The sequence below is a fragment of the Streptomyces lothianensis genome, from assembly GCF_047779955.1.
GTDB lineage: Bacteria > Actinomycetota > Actinomycetes > Streptomycetales > Streptomycetaceae > Streptomyces.
In genome coordinates, this window is sequence record NZ_JBLMKT010000019.1 from 1 (window position 1) to 19978 (window position 19978).

Genomic DNA, 19978 nt, shown 5'->3' on the forward strand with positions numbered 1-19978 from the left:
CGGAGGCGTCGTGTGCGGAGGCGTCGTGTGCGGAGGCGTCGTGTGCGGAGGCGTCGTGTGCGGAGGCGTCTCCTCGCACGGCGGCTTGTTGTCGCCGTAGCCGGGCCCGTGGTCGTCGCCGTACCCGTCGGCGCCCGATCCGTTGCCACTGCCGTGTCTCTCACCGCCGTATGCGAGCGCGATGTACTTGGCGGCCCACCCCTCGTGTTCCTTGACGCAGGGCGTGGATCCGCCGCCCGTGGTGGTTCGTTCGGTGGCGCCCGCCTGCAGGGCGAGCGCCGAGGATCCGAGAGCGGACAGGGTGACGGCGAGCAGCGCTGCCTGAGAGGCGCGGCTGGAGATCCTGATCATGAACGCCTTCCTCGACCGGATGCGGTGTACGGAATGCATACGACGTCGGAACGGCTTTGTTGTGTGGGCGCGCGGCGAGTCCTCGCGGCTTTCCGGTAAGACGACCTGAACAGCTCACACTTTCATACGAAGAACGAGCGACCGGATGAAAGAGCCGTTTCCGAACACGGGCTCTCTCGTTGGGCCAAGCGGATCCGGCGGACCCCGTTCGCCGGGCAATCCCCGGTAATCGACCCGCTTTTGCGCACCCCATCGAGGACGGACGGCCACGTTGAAGATCACGTGTGTGGGCGCGGGCCCCGCGGCCCTCTACCTGTCCATCCTGGCGCGGCTCGACCGGAGCGACCACGAGATCACCCTCGTGGAACGCGATCCGCGCGGCGCCACCTACGGATGGGGCGTCACGTACTGGCCCGACACGCTCGCCGCGCTCGAACGGCACGATCCCGTCTCGGCCGCGCGGATCCGCGACTCCTCCCTGATCTGGGGCGATGGCGAAGCCCATGTCCGAGGGCGGATCGTGCGGCACGCGGGGGACTCCGGCTATGCCGTCGGACGGCACAGACTGCTTGAGATCCTCTCCGACCGCGCACGCGAACTCGGCGTGCGGATCGAGTACGAAAGGGAACTCGACGCCGCAGCCCCGCTCCCCGATGCGGACCTCGTCGTGGCCGCCGACGGGATGCACAGCCAGGTGCGTTCCCGCCACGCCCGGGAATTCGGGACCCGTGTCACGCACGGGGCGAACCGCTTTCTGTGGCTCGGCACCACGAAGGTCTTCACCACCTTCGGTTTCTCCTTCGTCGAAACACCGCACGGCTGGATCTGGTGTTACGCCTACGGATACACGCCGAGTCAGTCCACGTGTGTCGTCGAATGCTCCGAGGCGACCTGGCGCGGCCTCGGCTTCGAAGGGCTCGGCCGCGATGAATGTCTGCGGCTCCTCGAGGGACACTTCTCCCAGTTCCTCGAAGGGCACAGCCTGACCAGCCGCGGGGAGCCGCGCTGGCAGTCCTTCCGTACGGTCGTCAACGCGTCGTGGGCGCACGGCAACGTGGTCCTGATCGGGGACGCCGCGCACACCACGCACTTCTCGATCGGCGCGGGCACCGCCCTCGCCTTCCAGGACGCCATCGCCCTGGCCCGGCAGCTGCGGACGGTGCCCGCCGGGCAGAGCCTCGGCGAGGCGCTCGGCGCGTACGAACGGGAGCGGATGCGCGCCCTGCTGCCCGTGCAGAGCGCGGCCCGGCTCAGCGCGCAGTGGTACGAGAACCTGCCGCGCTATGCGGCGCTCCCACCGGAGCAGATGTTCGCGCTGCTCGGGCAGCGCCACTCCCCCGTACTGCCGCATGTGCCGCCGCGCCTGTACTACGCCCTCGACCAGCTGGTCACGCAGACTCGTTGGCTGCGCCCGGTCAAACGCCGGCTCGGCCACGGGCTCAGCCGCGTACTGCAACGGCGGCACCTGGCACCGGCTGCGCGGCTGCCACAACAGGACACGGCCGCCCGGCCGGTCGGACGCCCGGACGCCCGGACGCCCGGTGCGGGCGCCGAGCCGGCTCGCGAGGGTGCCGGGCCGACCCGCCCGGACGCCGCACCGGCCGGTGCGGCGGGCAGCCACTTCGACGGGCCGCCGCACCAGCCGCAGTAGCCTCCCCGACCTCCCCTCCGCCCCCCTTCCGCCCCTCACCCCACGGTGGTTTCCATGGCCAAGCACCGCGCTCCCTCCGCTCCCGCCCGCGCCCGGCTCGGTCTGGGGGTGATGCTCGCCGCGGGCTCCGCCGCGATCGGCTTCGCCGGCTCCGCCCAGGCGGCCGAAGGACCGGCCCAGGGCGGCCCCTCCGTGGCCGCACCGGAGCTCGCGCCCGCCCTCGACTCGGCGACCCGCTTCGGTCTTGCCCCGGTCAAGGACCTGCAGCTCAACCCCTTCGCCAACACCAGCGTCGACCCGCTGAACAACGCCGTCGGTACGCAGGTCGCGGACTTCAAGCCGCTGTCGACCGAACTGCTGACCGGCGACCTGTCACGTGGGGCCTCGCTGGAGGAGGTCCCACTGGCAGGCGGCCTCACCCAGGTGCTGCCCGGCTGACACCCCGGCGGTCGTCCGGTCGGGAGCCCGGGAGCCCGGGAGCCCGGGAGGTCGGGAGGTCGGGAGCCCGGCGAGCGCCCCGGGCGTACGGACGGATCAGGCTCCCGAGCCACCACCGGCAGCCGACGCCGCGGCCAACCGGCCCTCGTGCACCCGCAGCTGAAGCAGCGCCAGGTCGAGGAGCGGCGTGGCGATCCCCGACGCACGTGCGCGGTCGGTCAGTTCGCCGAAGAGATGCTCGGCCTCCGTGGCCCGGCCCTCGACCACATCGCGGTACAGGGAGGGCACGAGCGGCGAGCCCTCCGCCGTGACCATGGTCTTCGTCATGGCCAGATCGGCCTCCGGGACCGGGTGCCCGGCCGCCTCGGCCACCGCCGCCGCCTCGGCGAGCAGCGCGGGCCCGAGCTCCGCCCCACCGGGCACGGCGCATACGTCACCGACGGTGCCGCGGCCCAGGCAGGTGAGTGCGCCGATGGTGGTGATGAACGCCCACTTCGACCACATCGCGCCGAGTACGTCGGTTGAGGCGACGGCGTCGATCCCGGGTGCGTCGAGGACCTCCCGTAGTGCGGTGACCCGCTCCGAAGGGCCACCGGCCTGCTCTCCGAAGGTCAGCTCGGAGACGGGTGCGGTCCTCATGATGTCGCCCTCGGGCGTGAGCTTGGTGACGACCTTCACCGTCCCGCCGAGCACCGCGTCCGAACCGAACTCCGCGCCGAGCCGCCCGAGATGGGAGAGCCCGTTGAGGAACGGCAGGATCACGGTCGAGGGTCCGACCGCGGGCCGGATCGCCTCGATGCTCTCGTCGAGCGTGGTCGCCTTCACTGCGAGCAGGATCAGATCGTACGGAGCGGGGGAGCCGGCGGCGAGCTCCTCCGCGAGGACCAGCCGGGGCTCGAGGCGGGCCCAGTCCTCCGTGCCCCTGCCCGTGATCCGCAATCCGCGCGAGCGCAGGCTCGCGGCGCGCGCGGGCCGCACCAGGAAGCTCACATCGCGCCCCGCGTGCGCGAGCAGCGCGCCGAAATATCCGCCGGTGGCACCGGCTCCGACCACCAGAATCCTCATGGGTCTCCTCCTGAGTTCCACGTCCCGTACCAGGGATCGCGTTCCGCCCATGAGTGAATCACCCGGCCCCGGAGCCCGTCACCGGACCCCCGGATCCAGGCCGTACGGGAACGACCGCGGCCCGCCGGGAGGTTCCGGCGGGCCGCGGTCGATTCGGTCCTGCGTCAGGGTGGTTGGGGACCCTGGGGAATGCGTGTCTGTGTGTGTGGGGGGGGGGGGAGGCGGCGGTCAGGCCTGGGAGCCCGCCGTCCACTCGGACCAGCTCATGTTCCAGCCGTTGAGGCCGTTGTCCGGGGCGATGGTCTTGTCGCCGGTGTTCTTGACGATCACCACGTCGCCGATCATCGAGTTGTTGTAGAACCAGTAGCCCGCGGTGCCCTTGTCGTCGGCGCCCTTGGTGTCGGACAGACCCACGCAGCCGTGGCTGGTGTTGGCGCTGCCGAAGACGGACTTGGCGCCCCAGTAGTTGCCGTGGATGAAGGTGCCGGAGGTCGACAGGCGCATCGCGTGCGGCACGTCCTTGATGTCGTACTCGCCCTTGCCGTCATCGTCGGTGAAGCCGACCGTCGCGCCGTTCATCCGGGTCTCCTTGAACTTCTCCGAGATCACCATCTGACCTTCGTAGGTCTTGTTCTCGGGCGAACCGGCGGAGATCGGGATGGTCTTGATGACCTTGCCGTCGCGCATGACGGTCATCTGCTTGGTCTTCGCGTCGACCGTGGAGACCTGCGAGCGGCCGATCTTGAAGCTGATGGACTTCTGCTGGACACCGAGGACGCCGTCCGCGCCCTCGACGCCGTCGAGCTTCAGGTCGAGGGTGACGGTGGAACCCGCCTGCCAGTACTTCTCGGGGCGGAAGTCGATCCGCTTCGAGTTGAACCAGTGACCGACGACCTCCTGGCCGCTGCTGGAGGTGACGGTGATGCCCTGCTGCACCGCCGCCTTGTTCTCGATCGCCTTGTCGAAGTTGATCGAGACCGGCATGCCCACACCGACGGTCGAACCGTCCTCGGGGGTGAAGTAGCCGATGAAGCTGTTCGCCGCGGCGACGGTGGTGAAGGTGATGTTCTCGTGCGCCTCCAGGCCCTTGGCGTCCTCGGCGACGACCGCGACCTTGTAGGTCGTGGCGCGCTTCAGCTTGCCCTCCGGCTTCCAGGACTTCTTGTCCGCGGAGATCGCGCCGGCGACCTCCTCGCCCTCGGCGGTCGTCATCTGGACGCTGGTGAGCGTGCCGTCCTCGACGCTGACCTGGCCCGCGTTGTTGATCGAGGCGTTCTTCTCGCCGTTCTTCGGCGTGACGGATATTCGGGCGGCCGAGGTGTCCTGCGCGGCGGCCTTGTCGGCCTGCTCCTGCGCCTTCGACTCCTTGCTCTTCGGGCTCTCGTCGTCCCCGCCGCCGCTGCTGCAGGCCGAGAGCACCAGGACACCACCGAGCATCGCGGACACGGCCGCCAGGCCCCTGCGCCTCCCCCAAGCTCTCGACCTCGTACGAGCAGGGGAGACCCCATTGCCGTCCGTCATCACACGCTTCTCCATCGTTGCCGAATCCCCGGAAATACTCGAAAGTCCCCGTTTGTCCCCGTGCGCGGAGACACCGCGCACACACCCTTAAAACACGCTGACAGGTTCGGCGGGTTCCATGGCTGAGGCCGATTGTGGTCAAGGACACGTACCCAGGGGCACCCGGAGGACACTCCCTAGCTGCCCCGACAGTAAAGACGCAAACGACAGAACCCCGGTTCACCCTCCCCGAGGGGGAGCCGAGGGCCGGGGTTCCGGAGTGCTCCTTTGAGGCTACGCGCCGATCGGGGCCGTTCCGTGGGGCCGCGTGTGATTCTCCTCGCCCTCACCGCCGCCCCCTTCGCCCCCTTCATCCCCTTCGTCTCCACCCTCGTCGCCCTCGGCCTCGTCATCACCCTCGTCGTCGTCCAGGTCGTCCTCGTCCCATACGAGGCTGCCGGGCTCGTCGGGGTCGTGCTCGACCGCCTCGCTGCTCCAGGAGGCCTGGTGCAGTTCGACGCCCGGGACCTCGGCGACCAGATCGAAGGGGTCGACGAGATACGCCAGCGCCTCGGCCGCCTCCTCGCGTACGGCGGACCGCGCGTGCGCACGCTCCTCGTCCGGCATGTAATCGTCCTCGCCGATGCGGTCGAGGGCCGCGCCGGTGAGGGCGCCCTCGTCGGTGACCTCGAGCACGAGGTCCACCCGGAGGCGTACGAAGCGGGAGGTATCAGGGCTGGTCATGCCGGGGGTTTCCATGCACGGAGAGTAAATCGAAAGCCGTCCTCCACTTTCGCGCGACCCGCTGGGTTCACTACCATCGCGGGACACGGTCCAACCACCGGCACCACAAAGGGGATCGACTCCGTGTCATCCGCACGCCGTTCACTGCTCACCGCCACAGCCGCAGGGTCCCTGCTCGGCGCCCTGTGGTTCGTCCCCTCGGCGGGGGCCACCGGAGAGCAGCAAGGGCGGGCGGCCGTCGACGCCGCCGTCCTGACGCAGAGCGCGCAGGCCGCGGAGGCCTCGGCGCTGTCCCGGGCGGACGCGTCCGCCGCGTCCGCGGGGACCCGGCTCGCCGAGACCGGGTCCACGGACACGACGCCGTACATCGCCGGCGGCCTCACCTTCCTGATCTCCGGAGTGGGGATCTACGCGCTGAGCCGGCACCGGATCGTCGGCGGCTGACCGCACCGGCTCACGCCGCTCCGGACGTACGGGTCTCCCTCGGCCGTGGCCGCTACTCCCCCGGCCACCGCGGTGCGCGCTTCTCGTTGAAGGCCGCGACGCCCTCCGCACGGTCGCCGGAGAAGGCGACCGAGCGCCAGGCCGCGTCCTCGACCTCCAGGCCGGCCCGCAGATCGAGCCCGTGCCCGAGCCGCAGCGCGCGCTTGGCGGCGCGCAGGCCCACCGGCGAGTTCGCGGCGATCCGGGTGGCGAGCGCCAGCGCCTGGGTACGGTCCTGACCTGCCTCGACGAGCTGGTCCACCAGGCCGAGCTCGCGCGCCTCGGGCCCTTCGAGCCGCCGCGCCGAGAAGATCAGCTCGGCGGCGCGGGCGGCGCCCACGCGGCGCGGCAGCAGCTGCGTACCGCCACCGCCGGGGATCACGCCGACGGAGACCTCGGGCAGGCCGACCACGGCGGTGGTGTCGGCGACGATCAGGTCGCAGGACAGGGCGAGCTCGAAGCCGCCGCCGAGGGCGAAGCCGTGCACGGCGGCGATCGTCGGCATCGGCAGCTCCAGGACGCCGGTGTAGGCGGCGCGGGCGACCGGGCGCTGGCGAAGGAGCTCGGCGTCGGTGAAGGAGTTGCGCTCCTTGAGGTCCGCGCCGACGCAGAAGGCGCGTTCGTGCGAGGACGTGAGGACGACGACGCGGGCCTCGCGGTCGGCGGCGAGCGCGGCGCAGGCCTCGCCGATCGCGGTGGCCATGGCGCTGGACACGGCGTTCATGGCCTTCGGGCGGTCGAGTACGAACTCGGCCACGTGTCCGTGCCGGCGTACGGCGACGAACTCGCCGTACCGCTGCTCGTCCTGCGCCGCTGACTGCGCCATGGGCTCCGTGGGCTCCGTGGATGCCATGGTTGAACCTCCGCCTCAAGGGTTAACGCACGTTCACTGACACCGGCATCATGGCAGGTAATGGGTGCCACCGGAACCCACCCGTGACAGAAGGCGATTCAGTCCGTAGTCTGCTGAATATGACTATGCACACCGTGGTGCTCGGGACCACCGGCACGACCCCCGCCGACGTCATCGCCGTGGCACGCGGCAATGCCCGAGTCGAGCTTTCCGCCGAAGCCGTCACCGCCCTCGCGAAGGCCCGCGAGATCGTCGACGCGCTGGCCGCCAAGCCCGAACCGGTCTACGGCGTCTCCACCGGATTCGGCGCGCTCGCCACGCGCCACATCAGCACCGAGCTGCGCGCACAGCTGCAGCGCAACATCGTGCGCTCGCACGCGGCCGGGATGGGTCCGCGCGTCGAGCGCGAGGTGGTGCGCGCGCTGATGTTCCTGCGCCTGAAGACCGTCTGCTCCGGCCGCACCGGCGTACGGCCCGAGGTCGCGCAGACCATGGCCGACCTGCTGAACGCGGGGATCACCCCGGTCGTGCACGAATACGGCTCCCTCGGCTGTTCCGGCGACCTCGCGCCGCTCTCGCACTGCGCGCTCGCGCTCATGGGCGAGGGTGACGCGGAAGGCCCGGACGGTGCGGTCCGGCCCGCCGGCGAGCTGCTCGCCGAGCACGGGATCGAGCCGGTCGAGCTGCGCGAGAAGGAGGGGCTCGCCCTCCTGAACGGCACCGACGGCATGCTCGGCATGCTGCTCATGGCCATCGACGACCTGGAGCGGCTCTACAAGAGCGCCGACATCACGGCCGCGCTCTCCCTGGAAGCCCTGCTCGGCACGGACAAGGTCCTCGCGCCCGAGCTGCACGCCATCCGGCCGCACCCCGGGCAGGGCGCCTCGGCCGCGAACATGGCGGCGGTGCTCGACGGCTCGGGGCTCACCGGGCACCACCAGGACGACGCCCCGCGCGTCCAGGACGCGTACTCGGTGCGGTGTGCGCCGCAGGTCACCGGGGCCGGGCGGGACACGATCGCGCATGCCGCGCTCGTCGCCTCGCGGGAGCTCGCCTCCGCCGTCGACAACCCCGTCGTGCTGCCCGACGGGCGGGTCGAGTCCAACGGCAACTTCCACGGTGCGCCGGTCGCGTACGTACTCGACTTCCTCGCCATCGCGGCGGCCGACCTCGCGTCGATCGCCGAGCGGCGCACGGACCGGCTCCTCGACAAGAACCGCTCGCACGGGCTGCCGCCGTTCCTCGCGGACGACGCCGGGGTGGACTCCGGTCTGATGATCGCGCAGTACACGCAGGCGGCGCTGGTCAGCGAGATGAAGCGGCTGGCGGTTCCTGCCTCGGCGGACTCGATCCCCTCCTCCGCGATGCAGGAGGACCACGTCTCCATGGGGTGGTCGGCGGCGCGCAAGCTGCGGACTGCGGTGGGGAACCTCGGGCGGGTGCTCGCCGTGGAGCTCTACGCGTCCACGCGGGCGATCGAGCTCCGGGACGGGCTGACGCCCGCGCCCGCCTCGGCCGCCGCGATCGCGGCGACGCGCGCGGCGGGTGTGGAGGGTCCCGGACCGGACCGGTACCTGTCGCCCGACCTGGCGGCGGCGGAGTCGTTCGTACGGGACGGGGGCCTCCTTGAGGCCGTGGAGAAGGTGACGGGCCCGCTGGCCTGAGGCCTTTTCCCCTACCCGCCCCTTCCCGAAACCGGGGGCTCACGCCCCCGGACCCCTTGGGCACCCACGGGGTGGGTGGGCCCAGGGCGGGCGGGCCGGGTTGCGCGGAGTACCCACGGGTGGGTGGGTCGCGGGGGCTTCGCCCCTTGCCCCCTGTCGCGCTGAACGCGCTCGTCCTCAGACGCCGGACGGGCTGGCAGTTCCCCCCCCGGGCTCAAGCCCAGGCGAAAGGGCGGGGCGGGGAACTCAGCGCCGGAACCGCCGCCGCTCCCCGCGCCGCACCTCCCCCGGCGACCCCGGCGCGTCCGCCAACCGGATGACCGGGTCGTCGGGGCCCTCGCGGCCCGCCACGATCGGCTTGGTCGTGTGGGCCGCCTTGGCCCGGTACTGCGCCGCGTCCGCGAGACGGAAAAGGCGGCGCGCGGAGCGGACGGGCCCGATGGGGTCGCCCGTCGAGGCGACCCCGCAGGCCACGCCCTCACCGAGGTCCAGGTCCTGGGCCCGTACGCACAGTTCGTCCGCGACCCGGACCACCTCGTCGGCGGACGGCCCCACCGTCACCAGGCAGAACTCGTCCCCGCCGAGCCGCGCCGCCAGCGCACCCGGCAGCATCGCGCCGCAGAGCGAGAGGACCGAGCCGAAGCGTTCGAGGAGCCGGTCGCCGGTGGCGTGACCGAGGGTGTCGTTGACGCGTTTGAGGCCGTTCAGATCGCAGACGACCAGCGAGACCACCGTGCCGTCACGGCGGTACGACTCCACCGCCTCGTCGAGCCGCGCGTCCACCGCCCGCCGGTTGGCGAGCCCGGTGAGCGCGTCCGTGAAGGCGAGCCGCCGGGCCTCCTCCAGGCGTTCGGTCTGGGCGAGCCCGGCCGCGATCACCGCCGCGAGGACCGTCGCGAAGTCGGCGTCCCCGCGGTCGAAGACCGGCGCCTCCCCGGGCCGGGCCACGTACAGCTCCCCCCAGGCCCGCCCGTGCAGCACGATCGGGGCGACCACGCAGCAGCCCCGGCCGCGGCGGCGCAGCGCGGCCACCCGCTCCCACTGCCCGAAGGGGGTGCCGGGGGCGTCGCGCCCGACGGGCCCTTCGGCGGTCTCCACCCAGGCATTGGGTTCGCCGCCGCCCGCCCAGCGTTCGTGCAGGAATTCGGTGATCTCCGGGAACTGGTGCACGGGGTAGGTCTCGCTGTCGGGGAACTCCTCCTCCCCGGGTGCCCGTTCTCCGGCGTTGACCAGGACCTTGAGCCGCCCGCGCTCGCGCTCCCAGACGGAGAGCGCCGCGAAGCTGCCGCCGAGGGCGCGCCGGGCGCCGTGTGCGGCGGCGAGCCAGGACTCGCGCGGGCTGCGCGCGGCGGCCATGGCCTGCGCGACCCGTACGACTCCGGCCAGCCGATCTTCCTCTGCCATCCCCTAAGCGTATGGAGATATGACTGGATTGGTTAGTTTTGCTCCTCGTATCCGATCCGCAGGTGCGCCCGCGTCTCAGCCACGCCGGCTGAGCAGCCAGGGCTCCACGAGTCCGAGCCCTCGCACCGACCGCTGCCACATCGGCTGCAGCGCGAAGCGGTACTGAGGCGGTTCCTCGCCCGCCGCGGCGGCCTTCTCCGCCTCCGCGGCGGCCTCCGCCTCGGAGACCGGCGCGTCGCCGCCGCGCTGCAGGTCCTGGGCGAAATCCCCGTCCACGAGGACGGCGTCCTTCGGCGCTATCGACGTGAGCCGGGAGGCGAGGTTGACGGTCGTGCCGAAGACATCGCCCATCCGGGTCGTCACCGTGCCGAAGGCGATGCCCACGCGCAGCTCGGGCATCGTCTCGTCGCCCGCCATCGTCTCGATGAGCCGGAGCGCGATCTCGCCGGCGGTGCCCGCGTCGTCGGCCGCGAAGAGGACCTCGTCGCCGAGGGTCTTGATGAGCCGCCCGCCGTTCGCGGCGACCAGATCCGCCGAGGTGGTCTCGAAGGCCTCGACGAGCTCGCCGAGTTCCTCCTCCTCCATCCGGCGGGTCAGCCGGGTGAAGCCGACGAGGTCCGCGAAGCCGACGGCGAGCCGACGGTCCACCATCTCCTCGTCGTCGGCTGCCTGTACGACCCGGCCGGTCGCGGCGGCGAGCTGGCGCCGCCATACGTAGACGAGGAACTCCTCGAGCTCGGGCAGGAGCAGCTCCATCAGCGGATACGTGACCTCGGTGCGGGTCATGCCCGGCTCGGGCGGCTCGGTGAGGCCCGCGAGGAAGGAGTCGATCTGCCATTCGGCGAGCCGCGCCGTGGTCTGCCCGGTGGAGCGCGCCACCTGCACCGCCATGGCCTCGCTGAGCAGCCCGGCCTCGACGAGACCGGCGAGGCGGCGCAGCGCCAGGACGTCGGCCTCGGTGAGGGCCTTCGCCTGGCCGATGTCCGCGAAGCCCATCGCGCGCCAGAAACGGGAGGCGAGCTCCATGGAGACGCCCGCGGTACGGGCCGCCTGGAACGGAGTGTAGCGGCGCTCGGCGCCCAGGATCAGGCCTTCGAGGCGCAGCGCCAGCGGATCGGTCTCGGCCTCGGGGTCGGCCGCCGTCTGCGCGGCGTGGTCGACGGGCCGGGGGCCGGGCTCCTCGCCCTGCTCGGCAGGGGCGGTGCCCCGGGCGCCGGGAGGCGGATCGCCGCCTTCGGCGGGCGCGGCGGTGGAGCCGGCGCCGGTGTCCGTGTCATCGACGGTCACTGCCTAATGCCCTGCCCTTCGCACTCGCTGCCGCTGCTGCACAAACTGCGCCACATGATCTGTCACAGCCCCATAACGACTGACGAACGCCTCAACGATACGGCAGCTGTGGGCTGGCTCACGTACGTACGGAAGTCCTCCCCCGCACGCACCACGGACCGCGACCCCGCACGCACCACGGACCGCGACCCCGCACGGGCCATGCACCGCCACCGCCGTCACCCGCACCGCCCCCGCCGTCGCCCGCACCGGCGCCGCTCTCCGTCCTCGCCGGTGGCTCACTCCGCCCTCAGGTGCACCACGTCCCCCGCCCCGACCGCCTCGCGCCCGCCGCCTTCCGTGGCGACGACGAGCCGGCCGTCGCCGTCAAGGGCGACCGCCTCGCCGACGAGGGTGCGCTCGCCGGGCAGCTCCGCGCGCACCCGCCGCCCGAGGGTGGCGCACCCGGCCGCGTAGGCCTCCTGGACCCCGGAGGCGGCCGGGTCCCCGGCGGCCTCGCGCCACCGCACGTACCACTCCTCGATCCCGCGCAGGACGGCCCGAAGGAGCGGGTCGCGGTCGTGCACCCGCGCGCCGGCGAGGGCGAGCGAGCCCGCGCCCGGTACGGGCAGCTCCTCTGCACCGAGGGTGACGTTGATGCCGATGCCGAGGACGACGAAGCGCTCCCCGGCGCGTTCGGCGAGGATGCCGCCGGTCTTGCGTTCCTCGCCGTCGACCGTGACCAGCAGGTCGTTGGGCCATTTCAGGGCGGTGTCGATGCCCGCCGTCCGGGAGATGGCGCTGGCGGCGGCGACCCCGGCGAGCAGCGGCAGCCAGCCGAGCCGCTCCACGGGGACGCCGGTGGGCTCCAGGACCACGGAGAAGAACAGACCCGAGCGCGCCGGTGCGGTCCAGCTGCGGTCGAGGCGGCCGCGGCCCGAGGTCTGCTCCTCGGCGACGAGGACCGTGCCCTCCGCCGCGTCGCCCTGGCCCGCGCGCGCGGCGAGATCGGAGTTGGTGGACCCGGTGGAGGCAACCAGTCCGATCTCGCGGTACAGACCGCCCTCACGGACCAGCGCCTGCCGCAGCGCCGAGGCGTTCAGCGGCGGCCGCTCCAGGTCGGACCAGGGGTTGCTGGGAGGGTTTTCGCTCGTCATGCAAGACAGAGTAGGTGTGGGGAACACCGCACTGCCGGTAGCGGCCCGCGCCGTTACGCTACGCATCAGTAGCCCAGTGTTCTCATACGAGCAAGCCACAGCGTTCTCATACGAGCAGCATCCGAGCAGGCAGGGAGCAGCATCCCGATGTCCGAGCCGCAGCAGCAGGCGCCCGAGATCGACATCCACACCACGGCAGGCAAGATCGCCGATCTGCAGCGGCGCATCGAAGAAGCCACCCATGCCGGTTCCGCGCGAGCGGTGGAGAAGCAGCACGCCAAGGGCAAGCTGACGGCCCGTGAGCGGATCGAACTGCTCATGGACGAGGGCTCGTTCATCGAGCTCGACGAATTCGCCCGGCACCGCTCCACCGACTTCGGCCTGGAGCAGACCCGCCCGTACGGCGACGGTGTGGTCACCGGCTACGGCACGGTCGACGGCCGTCCGGTCGCCGTGTTCTCGCAGGACTTCACGGTCTTCGGCGGTGCGCTCGGCGAGGTCTTCGGACAGAAGATCATGAAGGTGATGGACTACGCCCTCAAGACGGGCTGCCCGGTCGTCGGCATCAACGACTCGGGCGGCGCGCGCATCCAGGAGGGCGTGATGGCGCTCGGGATGTACGGCGAGATCTTCCGCCGCAACACCCACGCCTCCGGCGTCATCCCGCAGATCTCCCTGGTCGTCGGCCCCTGCGCGGGCGGCGCGGTGTACTCGCCCGCGATCACCGACTTCACGGTGATGGTCGACCAGACCTCGCACATGTTCATCACCGGCCCGGACGTCATCAAGACGGTCACCGGCGAGGACGTGGGCTTCGAGGAGCTGGGCGGTGCGCGCACCCACAACGCCACCTCGGGCGTGGCCCATCACATGGCGGGCGACGAGAAGGACGCGATCGAGTACGTCAAGTCGCTGCTCTCGTACCTCCCTTCGAACAACCTCTCGGAGCCGCCGGCCTTCCCCGAGGAGGCCGACCTGGAGCTCTCCGACGAGGACCGCGAGCTCGACACACTGATCCCGGACAGCGCGAACCAGCCGTACGACATGCACACCGTCATCGAGCACGTCCTGGACGACGGCGAGTTCTTCGAGACCCAGTCGATGTTCGCGCCGAACATCGTCACCGGCTTCGGCCGCGTGGAGGGCCGCCCGGTCGGCATCGTCGCCAACCAGCCGATGCAGTTCGCGGGCTGCCTGGACATCGACGCCTCCGAGAAGGCCGCGCGCTTCGTGCGCACCTGCGACAGCTTCAACGTGCCGGTGCTCACCTTCGTGGACGTCCCCGGCTTCCTGCCGGGCGTCGACCAGGAGTACGGCGGCATCATCCGCCGCGGCGCCAAGCTGATCTACGCCTACGCCGAGGCCACCGTCCCGCTGATCACGATCATCACCCGCAAGGCCTTCGGCGGCGCGTACGACGTGATGGGCTCCAAGCACCTGGGCGCCGACCTCAACCTCGCCTGGCCGACCTCGCAGATCGCCGTCATGGGCGCGCAGGGCGCCGTCAACATCCTGCACCGCAAGACCCTCGCGGCCGCGGATGCCGCCGGAAACGCAGAGGCGACTCGCGAGCGGCTCATCCAGGAGTACGAGGACACCCTGCTCAACCCGTACACGGCGGCCGAGCGCGGCTACATCGACGCCGTGGTGATGCCCTCGGAGACGCGCCGGCACATCGTGCGCGGGCTGCGCGGGCTGCGCACGAAGCGGGAGTCGCTGCCGCCGAAGAAGCACGGCAACATCCCGCTGTAGGCGGCATCCCCTTGCAGGTGGCATCCCCTCGCAGGCGACGCCAGTGACCTCGTACGAGCGGCAGGAGACCGCGATGATGATCAAGGTGGTCCGGGGCAATCCGACCCCGGAGGAGCTCGCCGCCGCCCTGGCGGTGGTCCAGGCGCGCGCCGCGTCCCTGAGCGCGATGGGATCCGGCGCGCCCGCACCGGCCGACACCTGGTCCGATCCGGCGCGCGTCGCCCGGCACCGGCTGCCGGCCCCGGGGCCGACGTCCTGGGCGCGTACGTACTGGCCCGGATAGGCCCGGATAGGCCCGTACGCACCGGCCCGCCGGTGAACCCCGCGGTGCGGCTGAGTACCCGTACTCAGGCGCACCGTCGTTCACGGCGGCACCATCGGGGGCATGCTCTGGTCCGACCCCGAGAACAAGCCGCCGAAGGAACTGCGCGAGACGCAGGCGATGCTGCGGCGCGCGGGCTTCGTGCTCGCCCTGATGATGGTGCTCGCGATGTTCGTCCTCGGGATGCGCTGAGACCGGGCCCTTCCTCGGGATACGCCGAGACCGGGCGGCGCCCAGGGGAGGGCGGCCGCGCTCCCGGCCGTACACCAGGGACCCGGGCTGCGGCAACCGGCCGCCGCGTCCTATCGTCCCTACTGCGGAAGACCGCATTCTTTTCGGGGCCGGGGAGGCGCACCACGTGAACAAGCCACTGCGGCACATAGCCATCTTCTGTGGGCTGCTCGTGCTCGCACTGCTGATCCGCGCGAACTGGCTCCAGTACGCTCAGAGCGAAGAGCTGAGCAAGCACGACGAGAACCGCAGGGTCTCGATCGAGCGGTACTCGAAGCCGCGCGGCAACATCATCGTCGCAGGCAAACCGATCACGGGCTCGAAGGCCGTGGACGGCACGGACTTCAAGTACAAGCGGACGTTCAAGAACGGTCCGATGTACGCGCCGATCACCGGCTACTCCTCGCAGGTCTTCGGCTCCAGCGCCCTGGAGAACCTGAACGACGAACTGCTCTCCGGCACCGACGACCGGCTGTTCATCCAGAACACCGTCAACATGCTGACGGGCAATGACCGGCGCGCCGGCGATGTGTACACGACCATCGACCCCGATGCCCAGAAGGCCGCCTACCAAGGTCTCCTCGACCTCGACCTGAAGGGCGGCGTCGCGGCGATCGAGCCCTCGACCGGCAAGATCCTCGCCATGGCCTCGACCCCCTCGTACGACCCCTCCGCCTTCGCCGGGATGAGCAACAAGGACGGGGAGGCCTGGAACAAGCTGAACAAGGACAAGTCCAAGCCGCTCAGCAACCGGGCGCTCAAGGAGGTCTACCCGCCGGGTTCGACGTTCAAGGTGCTCACCACCGCGGCCGCCATCGAGGCCGGCATCGTCAAGGACGTCAACGATCCGACGGACACGCCCGATCCGTACACGATGCCGCAGACCAGCAGGCCGCTGGACAACCACTCCCCGAACCTGCAGTGCGGGGACGCCACGGTGAAGTACGCCATGGAGGTCTCCTGCAACACGGTCTTCGCGAAGCTGGCCATCGAGGTCGGCAAGGACAAGATGCGTGAGGTCGCCGAGGGCTTCGGCTTCAACGACCCCGAGGTCGACACCCCGGTCCGCGCCGCCACGTCCGTCTACCCCTCCGAGATCGACGTCCCGCAGACCGGCCTGAGCGGCATCGGCCAGGGCTCGGTGGCCGCGAGCCCGCTGCAGATCGCCATGCTCGCCGCCGGTATCGCCAACGACGGCAAGGTGATGAAGCCGTACATGGTCGACGAACTGCGCGGCCCCGACACCGACGTCATCGCGAAGACCGAGCCGTCCGTGTACGGCGAGCCGATCTCCGCCGAGACCGCCGCCAAGGTCCGCGAGGCCATGGAGTCCACGGCCACGAACGGCTCGGGCCGCCCCGCCCTCATCGACGGCATCACCGTCGGCGCCAAGACGGGCACGGCCCAGCACGGTGTCGACAACAAGCTCCCGCCGTACGCCTGGTTCATCGCCTACGGCGAGAACAGCGACGGCAAGCAGGTCGCGGTCGCGGTCTTCGTCGACCCGGGCCAGGACATCCCCCGCTCGGACATCGCGGGCGGGCGCCTCGGCGGGCCGATTGCGAAGGACGTGATGGCGGCGGTCCTCAAGAAGTAGCCGGAGCCCACGGCATCGGGGGTGCCCACCCGCCCCCCGATACCCTGGCCCGTATGACTTCTCAGCCCTCCCGCCGTCTGATCCTCGCCTCGCAGTCCCCAGCCCGCCTGGGCCAGCTCCGTGACGCGGGGCTTGTGCCCGAGGTGATCGTCAGTGGGGTCGATGAGGACGCGATCAGCGCGCCCACTCCCGGCGAGCTGGCCCGTGTCCTCGCCGAGGCGAAGGCGCGGGTGGTCGCCGCCCGGCCGGAGGCGGCAAACGCGCTGGTCGTCGGTTGTGACTCGGTGCTGGAGCTCGACGGCGAGGCGCTGGGCAAGCCCGCCGACGCCGAGGAGGCCACCGCGCGCTGGAAGGCGATGCGCGGGCGCTCCGGGGTGCTGCAGACCGGTCACTGTGTGATCGACACGGCGACGGGACGGCAGACGTCGGCCACCTGCTCCACCACGGTCCGCTTCGGCGAGCCGACGGACGCCGAGATCGCCGCGTACGTCGCGAGCGGCGAACCCCTCCACGTGGCGGGCGCGTTCACCCTGGACGGCCGCTCGGCGCCGTTCCTCGACGGGATCGACGGCGACCACGGCAACGTCATCGGGATCTCCCTGCCGCTGCTGCGCCGTCTGCTCGCCGAGCTGGGCACGTCGATCGTCGACCTCTGGGCGCCGTCATCGGAGGCGTAGGAGGGTACTCAGGGGCCTGAGACGGCCGGTGGGGCCGCTCAGGGGACTGGAGGCGGCCGGGTGGGCCCTCTCCGCTCGGGGAGGCCGCTCGGCGAGGCCGGTTGCGCGCAGGCCGCCGTTCAGGCGGTCTGTGGTGTTCCGTCGCCGTTCGCCGGGCCCGTCGGTGCCGTCGGTGCCGTGGGAGGGGTCGGCGCCGTGGGAGGGGTCGGCGGTGGTTCCTCGGTGGGGGCGGCCGGCTTCTGCTCGTATGACATGAGGCTGAGCACGAGCAGCCCGAAGAGCACCATCATGAAGGCGAAGGCGCCCCAGCCGACGATACCGACGGTGACCGCGCCGAGGATCGCGTGCAGCACGGCCGCGCTGATCAGCAGGACGCGGGCGAAGCGGCCGTGCGGGCGGCCCCGGATCGCGGAGATCAGGAGGATCAGCGCGCAGGCGCCGAGGTAGAGGAAGATGACGACCGCCAGGACGTACGTGGAGGTCGACATGACATCCGGGTCGAGTCCGTCCAGGGACATCGACTGCGCCTCGGTGACCTTGGCGAGCACCACGTTGACGATCAGCAGGCCCACGGCCTCGATCAGGAGAAGGATCGCGGCCACGACCGCCGCCACTCTGCGCACCACGTGAACCCCTACCCCCACTGCCGCCGCCGCTGCCACCGCCTCGGGTCACCCCTACTACCCCGGGTTACCCCTACGCTTCGTCGGCGAAGGCTACTGGCGGGTAAGGGCCAGGGCAAGGGTTCCGGCCCGGTCAAGAGCGCCCGCAAGGGCCCGGCGCGGCCTCGCGGGCAAAGAATGATTCGGCCGTTCGTAGGGACTCCACAAAGAAACGCGCGGCGGCGCTGGCCGCCGGAACAGAGACCTGCACCACATCCCGCGGTTACCGTGCTGTCAAGAAACCCGGCGTACCTTGGTGCGACAAGGGATTTCGCGAGTGGAGCGGCCCCCGGATCACACTGCGTGTGGGCAAGCTCACCCTTGGGGACGGGTCGTAACGCCGTGTCGGCTGTCCCTAAACTCAGCTTGTTTCAAGGAGGGAGCCATCGTGCGCAAGGTGCTCATCGCCAACCGTGGCGAAATTGCTGTCCGCGTAGCCCGGGCATGCCGGGACGCAGGGATCGCGAGCGTAGCCGTCTACGCCGACCCGGACCGGGACGCTCTGCATGTACGGGCCGCGGATGAAGCGTTCGCCCTTGGTGGTGACACTCCGGCGAGCAGCTACCTGGACATGGAGAAGGTCCTCAAGGCCGCCCGCGAGTCGGGGGCTGACGCCATCCACCCGGGCTACGGATTTCTCTCGGAGAACGCCGAGTTCGCCCAGGCGGTCCTGGACGCGGGCCTGATCTGGATCGGCCCGCCGCCGCAGGCGATCCGCGACCTGGGCGACAAGGTCGCCGCGCGCCACATCGCGCAGCGCGCGGGCGCGCCGCTCGTGGCCGGTACGCCGGACCCGGTGAGCGGCTCCGAGGAGGTCGTGGCCTTCGCCGAGGAGCACGGCCTGCCGATCGCGATCAAGGCCGCCTTCGGTGGCGGCGGCCGCGGCCTGAAGGTGGCCCGCACCCTCGAAGAGGTGCCGGAGCTCTACGACTCGGCCGTACGCGAGGCCGTCGCCGCCTTCGGGCGCGGCGAATGCTTCGTCGAGCGTTACCTGGACAAGCCGCGGCACGTCGAGACCCAGTGCCTGGCCGACCGGCACGGCAACGTGGTCGTCGTCTCGACCCGTGACTGCTCGCTGCAGCGCCGCCACCAGAAGCTCGTCGAGGAGGCACCCGCGCCGTTCCTGACCGAGGCGCAGAACGCCGAGCTGTACGCGGCCTCGAAGGCGATCCTCAAGGAGGCCGGATACGTCGGCGCCGGCACCGTCGAGTTCCTGGTCGGCCTGGACGGCACGATCTCCTTCCTTGAGGTCAACACGCGTCTGCAGGTGGAGCACCCGGTGACCGAGGAGGTCACGGGCATCGACCTGGTGCGCGAGATGTTCCGTATCGCCGACGGCGAGGAACTCGGTTACGGCGACCCGGAGATCCGCGGCCACTCCTTCGAGTTCCGCATCAACGGCGAGGACCCGGGGCGCAACTTCCTTCCGGCGCCCGGCACGGTCTCGCTGTTCGCGCCGCCGACCGGCCCGGGTGTCCGCCTGGACGCCGGTGTCGAGTCCGGCTCGGTCATCGGCCCGGCGTGGGACTCGCTGCTGGCGAAGCTGATCGTCACCGGTGCGAGCCGTGAGCAGGCGCTGCAGCGTGCGGCGCGTGCGCTGGCGGAGTTCAAGGTGGAGGGCATGGCGACGGCCATCCCGTTCCACCGGGCCGTGGTGGTCGACCCCGCCTTCACCGCGGACCCGTTCAAGGTGCACACGCGGTGGATCGAGACGGAGTTCGTCAACGAGATCGCGCCGTTCTCGGTGGCCCCCGAGGCCGCCGAGGACGAGGACGAGGCGGGCCGCGAGACGATCGTCGTCGAGGTCGGCGGCAAGCGGCTCGAGGTCTCCCTGCCGTCCTCGCTGGGCATGACGCTGGCCCGTACGGGCCTCGCGGCGGGCGCCAAGCCGAAGCGGCGCGCGGCGAAGAAGTCCGGCCCTGCCGCCTCCGGTGACACGCTCGCCTCCCCCATGCAGGGAACGATCGTCAAGGTCGCCGTGGAGGAGGGCCAGACGGTCGCCGAGGGCGAGCTGATCGTGGTCCTGGAGGCGATGAAGATGGAGCAGCCCATCAACGCGCACCGGGCCGGGACGGTCAAGGGCCTGGCGGCGGAGGTGGGCGCGTCGCTCACCTCCGGTGCGGTGATCTGCGAGATCAAGGACTGAGTCCGAGCTCGACTC

The 19978-nt window shown here is 71.2% G+C and carries 18 protein-coding genes and 1 pseudogene; 10 read left to right on the forward strand and 9 right to left on the reverse strand.

Annotated elements, in window-relative coordinates; all coding sequences use genetic code 11:
• A pseudogene (locus tag ACLF6P_RS03755) lies at positions 1–351 on the reverse strand (hypothetical protein); the annotation flags it as partial.
• A 271-nt stretch (positions 352–622) separates the two neighbouring features.
• Between ACLF6P_RS03755 and ACLF6P_RS03760 the strand changes: the two are divergent.
• Together ACLF6P_RS03760 and ACLF6P_RS03765 are read left to right on the forward strand one after the other, a co-directional pair.
• On the forward strand, positions 623–2002 hold the full coding sequence (locus ACLF6P_RS03760; protein ID WP_415948053.1) for an FAD-dependent monooxygenase: 1380 nt from the start codon (positions 623–625) through the stop codon (positions 2000–2002).
• Positions 2003–2056: 54 nt separating this feature from the next.
• Positions 2057–2440: a hypothetical protein gene (locus ACLF6P_RS03765; RefSeq protein ID WP_415948055.1), complete on the forward strand. Its 384-nt coding sequence runs from the start codon at positions 2057–2059 to the stop codon at positions 2438–2440.
• A 96-nt stretch (positions 2441–2536) separates the two neighbouring features.
• Here ACLF6P_RS03765 and ACLF6P_RS03770 read toward each other — a convergent pair whose 3' ends face one another.
• The 3 genes from ACLF6P_RS03770 to ACLF6P_RS03780 form a co-directional block, all read right to left on the reverse strand.
• Positions 2537–3505, reverse strand: coding sequence for a ketopantoate reductase family protein (locus ACLF6P_RS03770; RefSeq protein WP_415948056.1), 969 nt, complete (start codon positions 3503–3505; stop codon positions 2537–2539).
• 228 nt (positions 3506–3733) lie between these two features.
• Positions 3734–5041, reverse strand: a complete 1308-nt coding sequence (locus ACLF6P_RS03775; protein ID WP_415948058.1) for a L,D-transpeptidase — start codon at positions 5039–5041, stop codon at positions 3734–3736.
• Between the two features lie 258 nt (positions 5042–5299).
• Entirely contained in the window at positions 5300–5749 is a 450-nt protein-coding gene (locus ACLF6P_RS03780; protein ID WP_415948059.1) for a hypothetical protein, read from the reverse strand.
• A gap of 123 nt (positions 5750–5872) precedes the next feature.
• Here ACLF6P_RS03780 and ACLF6P_RS03785 point away from each other — a divergent pair, with 123 nt between their 5' ends.
• Positions 5873–6193: an LAETG motif-containing sortase-dependent surface protein gene (locus ACLF6P_RS03785; RefSeq protein WP_415948060.1), complete on the forward strand. Its 321-nt coding sequence runs from the start codon at positions 5873–5875 to the stop codon at positions 6191–6193.
• A gap of 52 nt (positions 6194–6245) precedes the next feature.
• Here ACLF6P_RS03785 and ACLF6P_RS03790 read toward each other — a convergent pair whose 3' ends face one another.
• Positions 6246–7058 (reverse strand): enoyl-CoA hydratase/isomerase family protein, encoded by an 813-nt coding sequence (locus tag ACLF6P_RS03790; RefSeq protein ID WP_415948148.1) that lies wholly within the window; start codon positions 7056–7058, stop codon positions 6246–6248.
• A 152-nt stretch (positions 7059–7210) separates the two neighbouring features.
• Here ACLF6P_RS03790 and hutH point away from each other — a divergent pair, with 152 nt between their 5' ends.
• Complete coding sequence (gene hutH / locus ACLF6P_RS03795) at positions 7211–8749, forward strand: histidine ammonia-lyase (protein WP_415948150.1); 1539 nt, start codon at positions 7211–7213, stop codon at positions 8747–8749.
• Positions 8750–8995: 246 nt separating this feature from the next.
• Here hutH and ACLF6P_RS03800 read toward each other — a convergent pair whose 3' ends face one another.
• The 3 genes from ACLF6P_RS03800 to ACLF6P_RS03810 form a co-directional block, all read right to left on the reverse strand.
• Positions 8996–10153 (reverse strand): GGDEF domain-containing protein, encoded by a 1158-nt coding sequence (locus tag ACLF6P_RS03800; protein ID WP_415948061.1) that lies wholly within the window; start codon positions 10151–10153, stop codon positions 8996–8998.
• Positions 10154–10228: 75 nt separating this feature from the next.
• Positions 10229–11440, reverse strand: a complete 1212-nt coding sequence (locus ACLF6P_RS03805) for an adenylate/guanylate cyclase domain-containing protein (protein ID WP_415948062.1) — start codon at positions 11438–11440, stop codon at positions 10229–10231.
• A 278-nt stretch (positions 11441–11718) separates the two neighbouring features.
• Positions 11719–12576, reverse strand: coding sequence for a biotin--[acetyl-CoA-carboxylase] ligase (locus tag ACLF6P_RS03810; RefSeq protein ID WP_415948064.1), 858 nt, complete (start codon positions 12574–12576; stop codon positions 11719–11721).
• 147 nt (positions 12577–12723) lie between these two features.
• Between ACLF6P_RS03810 and ACLF6P_RS03815 the strand changes: the two genes are divergently transcribed.
• The 5 genes from ACLF6P_RS03815 (at position 12724) to ACLF6P_RS03835 (ending at position 17155) form a co-directional block, all read left to right on the forward strand.
• Positions 12724–14328 (forward strand): acyl-CoA carboxylase subunit beta, encoded by a 1605-nt coding sequence (locus ACLF6P_RS03815; RefSeq protein WP_415948065.1) that lies wholly within the window; start codon positions 12724–12726, stop codon positions 14326–14328.
• 73 nt (positions 14329–14401) lie between these two features.
• The gene (locus tag ACLF6P_RS03820) at positions 14402–14611 is read left to right on the forward strand and encodes an acyl-CoA carboxylase epsilon subunit (protein WP_415948151.1); all 210 of its coding nucleotides are present in this window, start codon (positions 14402–14404) and stop codon (positions 14609–14611) included.
• 102 nt (positions 14612–14713) lie between these two features.
• Positions 14714–14842: a morphogenic membrane protein MmpB gene (gene mmpB / locus ACLF6P_RS03825; RefSeq protein ID WP_415948067.1), complete on the forward strand. Its 129-nt coding sequence runs from the start codon at positions 14714–14716 to the stop codon at positions 14840–14842.
• A gap of 166 nt (positions 14843–15008) precedes the next feature.
• Complete coding sequence (locus ACLF6P_RS03830) at positions 15009–16478, forward strand: peptidoglycan D,D-transpeptidase FtsI family protein (RefSeq protein ID WP_415948068.1); 1470 nt, start codon at positions 15009–15011, stop codon at positions 16476–16478.
• A gap of 53 nt (positions 16479–16531) precedes the next feature.
• Positions 16532–17155, forward strand: a complete 624-nt coding sequence (locus tag ACLF6P_RS03835; RefSeq protein WP_415948069.1) for a Maf family protein — start codon at positions 16532–16534, stop codon at positions 17153–17155.
• A gap of 119 nt (positions 17156–17274) precedes the next feature.
• Here the strand turns inward: ACLF6P_RS03835 and ACLF6P_RS03840 are convergent, their stop codons facing one another.
• The gene (locus ACLF6P_RS03840; RefSeq protein ID WP_415948070.1) at positions 17275–17781 is read right to left on the reverse strand and encodes a hypothetical protein; all 507 of its coding nucleotides are present in this window, start codon (positions 17779–17781) and stop codon (positions 17275–17277) included.
• Between the two features lie 424 nt (positions 17782–18205).
• Here ACLF6P_RS03840 and ACLF6P_RS03845 point away from each other — a divergent pair, with 424 nt between their 5' ends.
• Positions 18206–19963, forward strand: coding sequence for an acetyl/propionyl/methylcrotonyl-CoA carboxylase subunit alpha (locus ACLF6P_RS03845; protein ID WP_415948072.1), 1758 nt, complete (start codon positions 18206–18208; stop codon positions 19961–19963).
• Positions 19964–19978 lie beyond the last annotated feature (15 nt).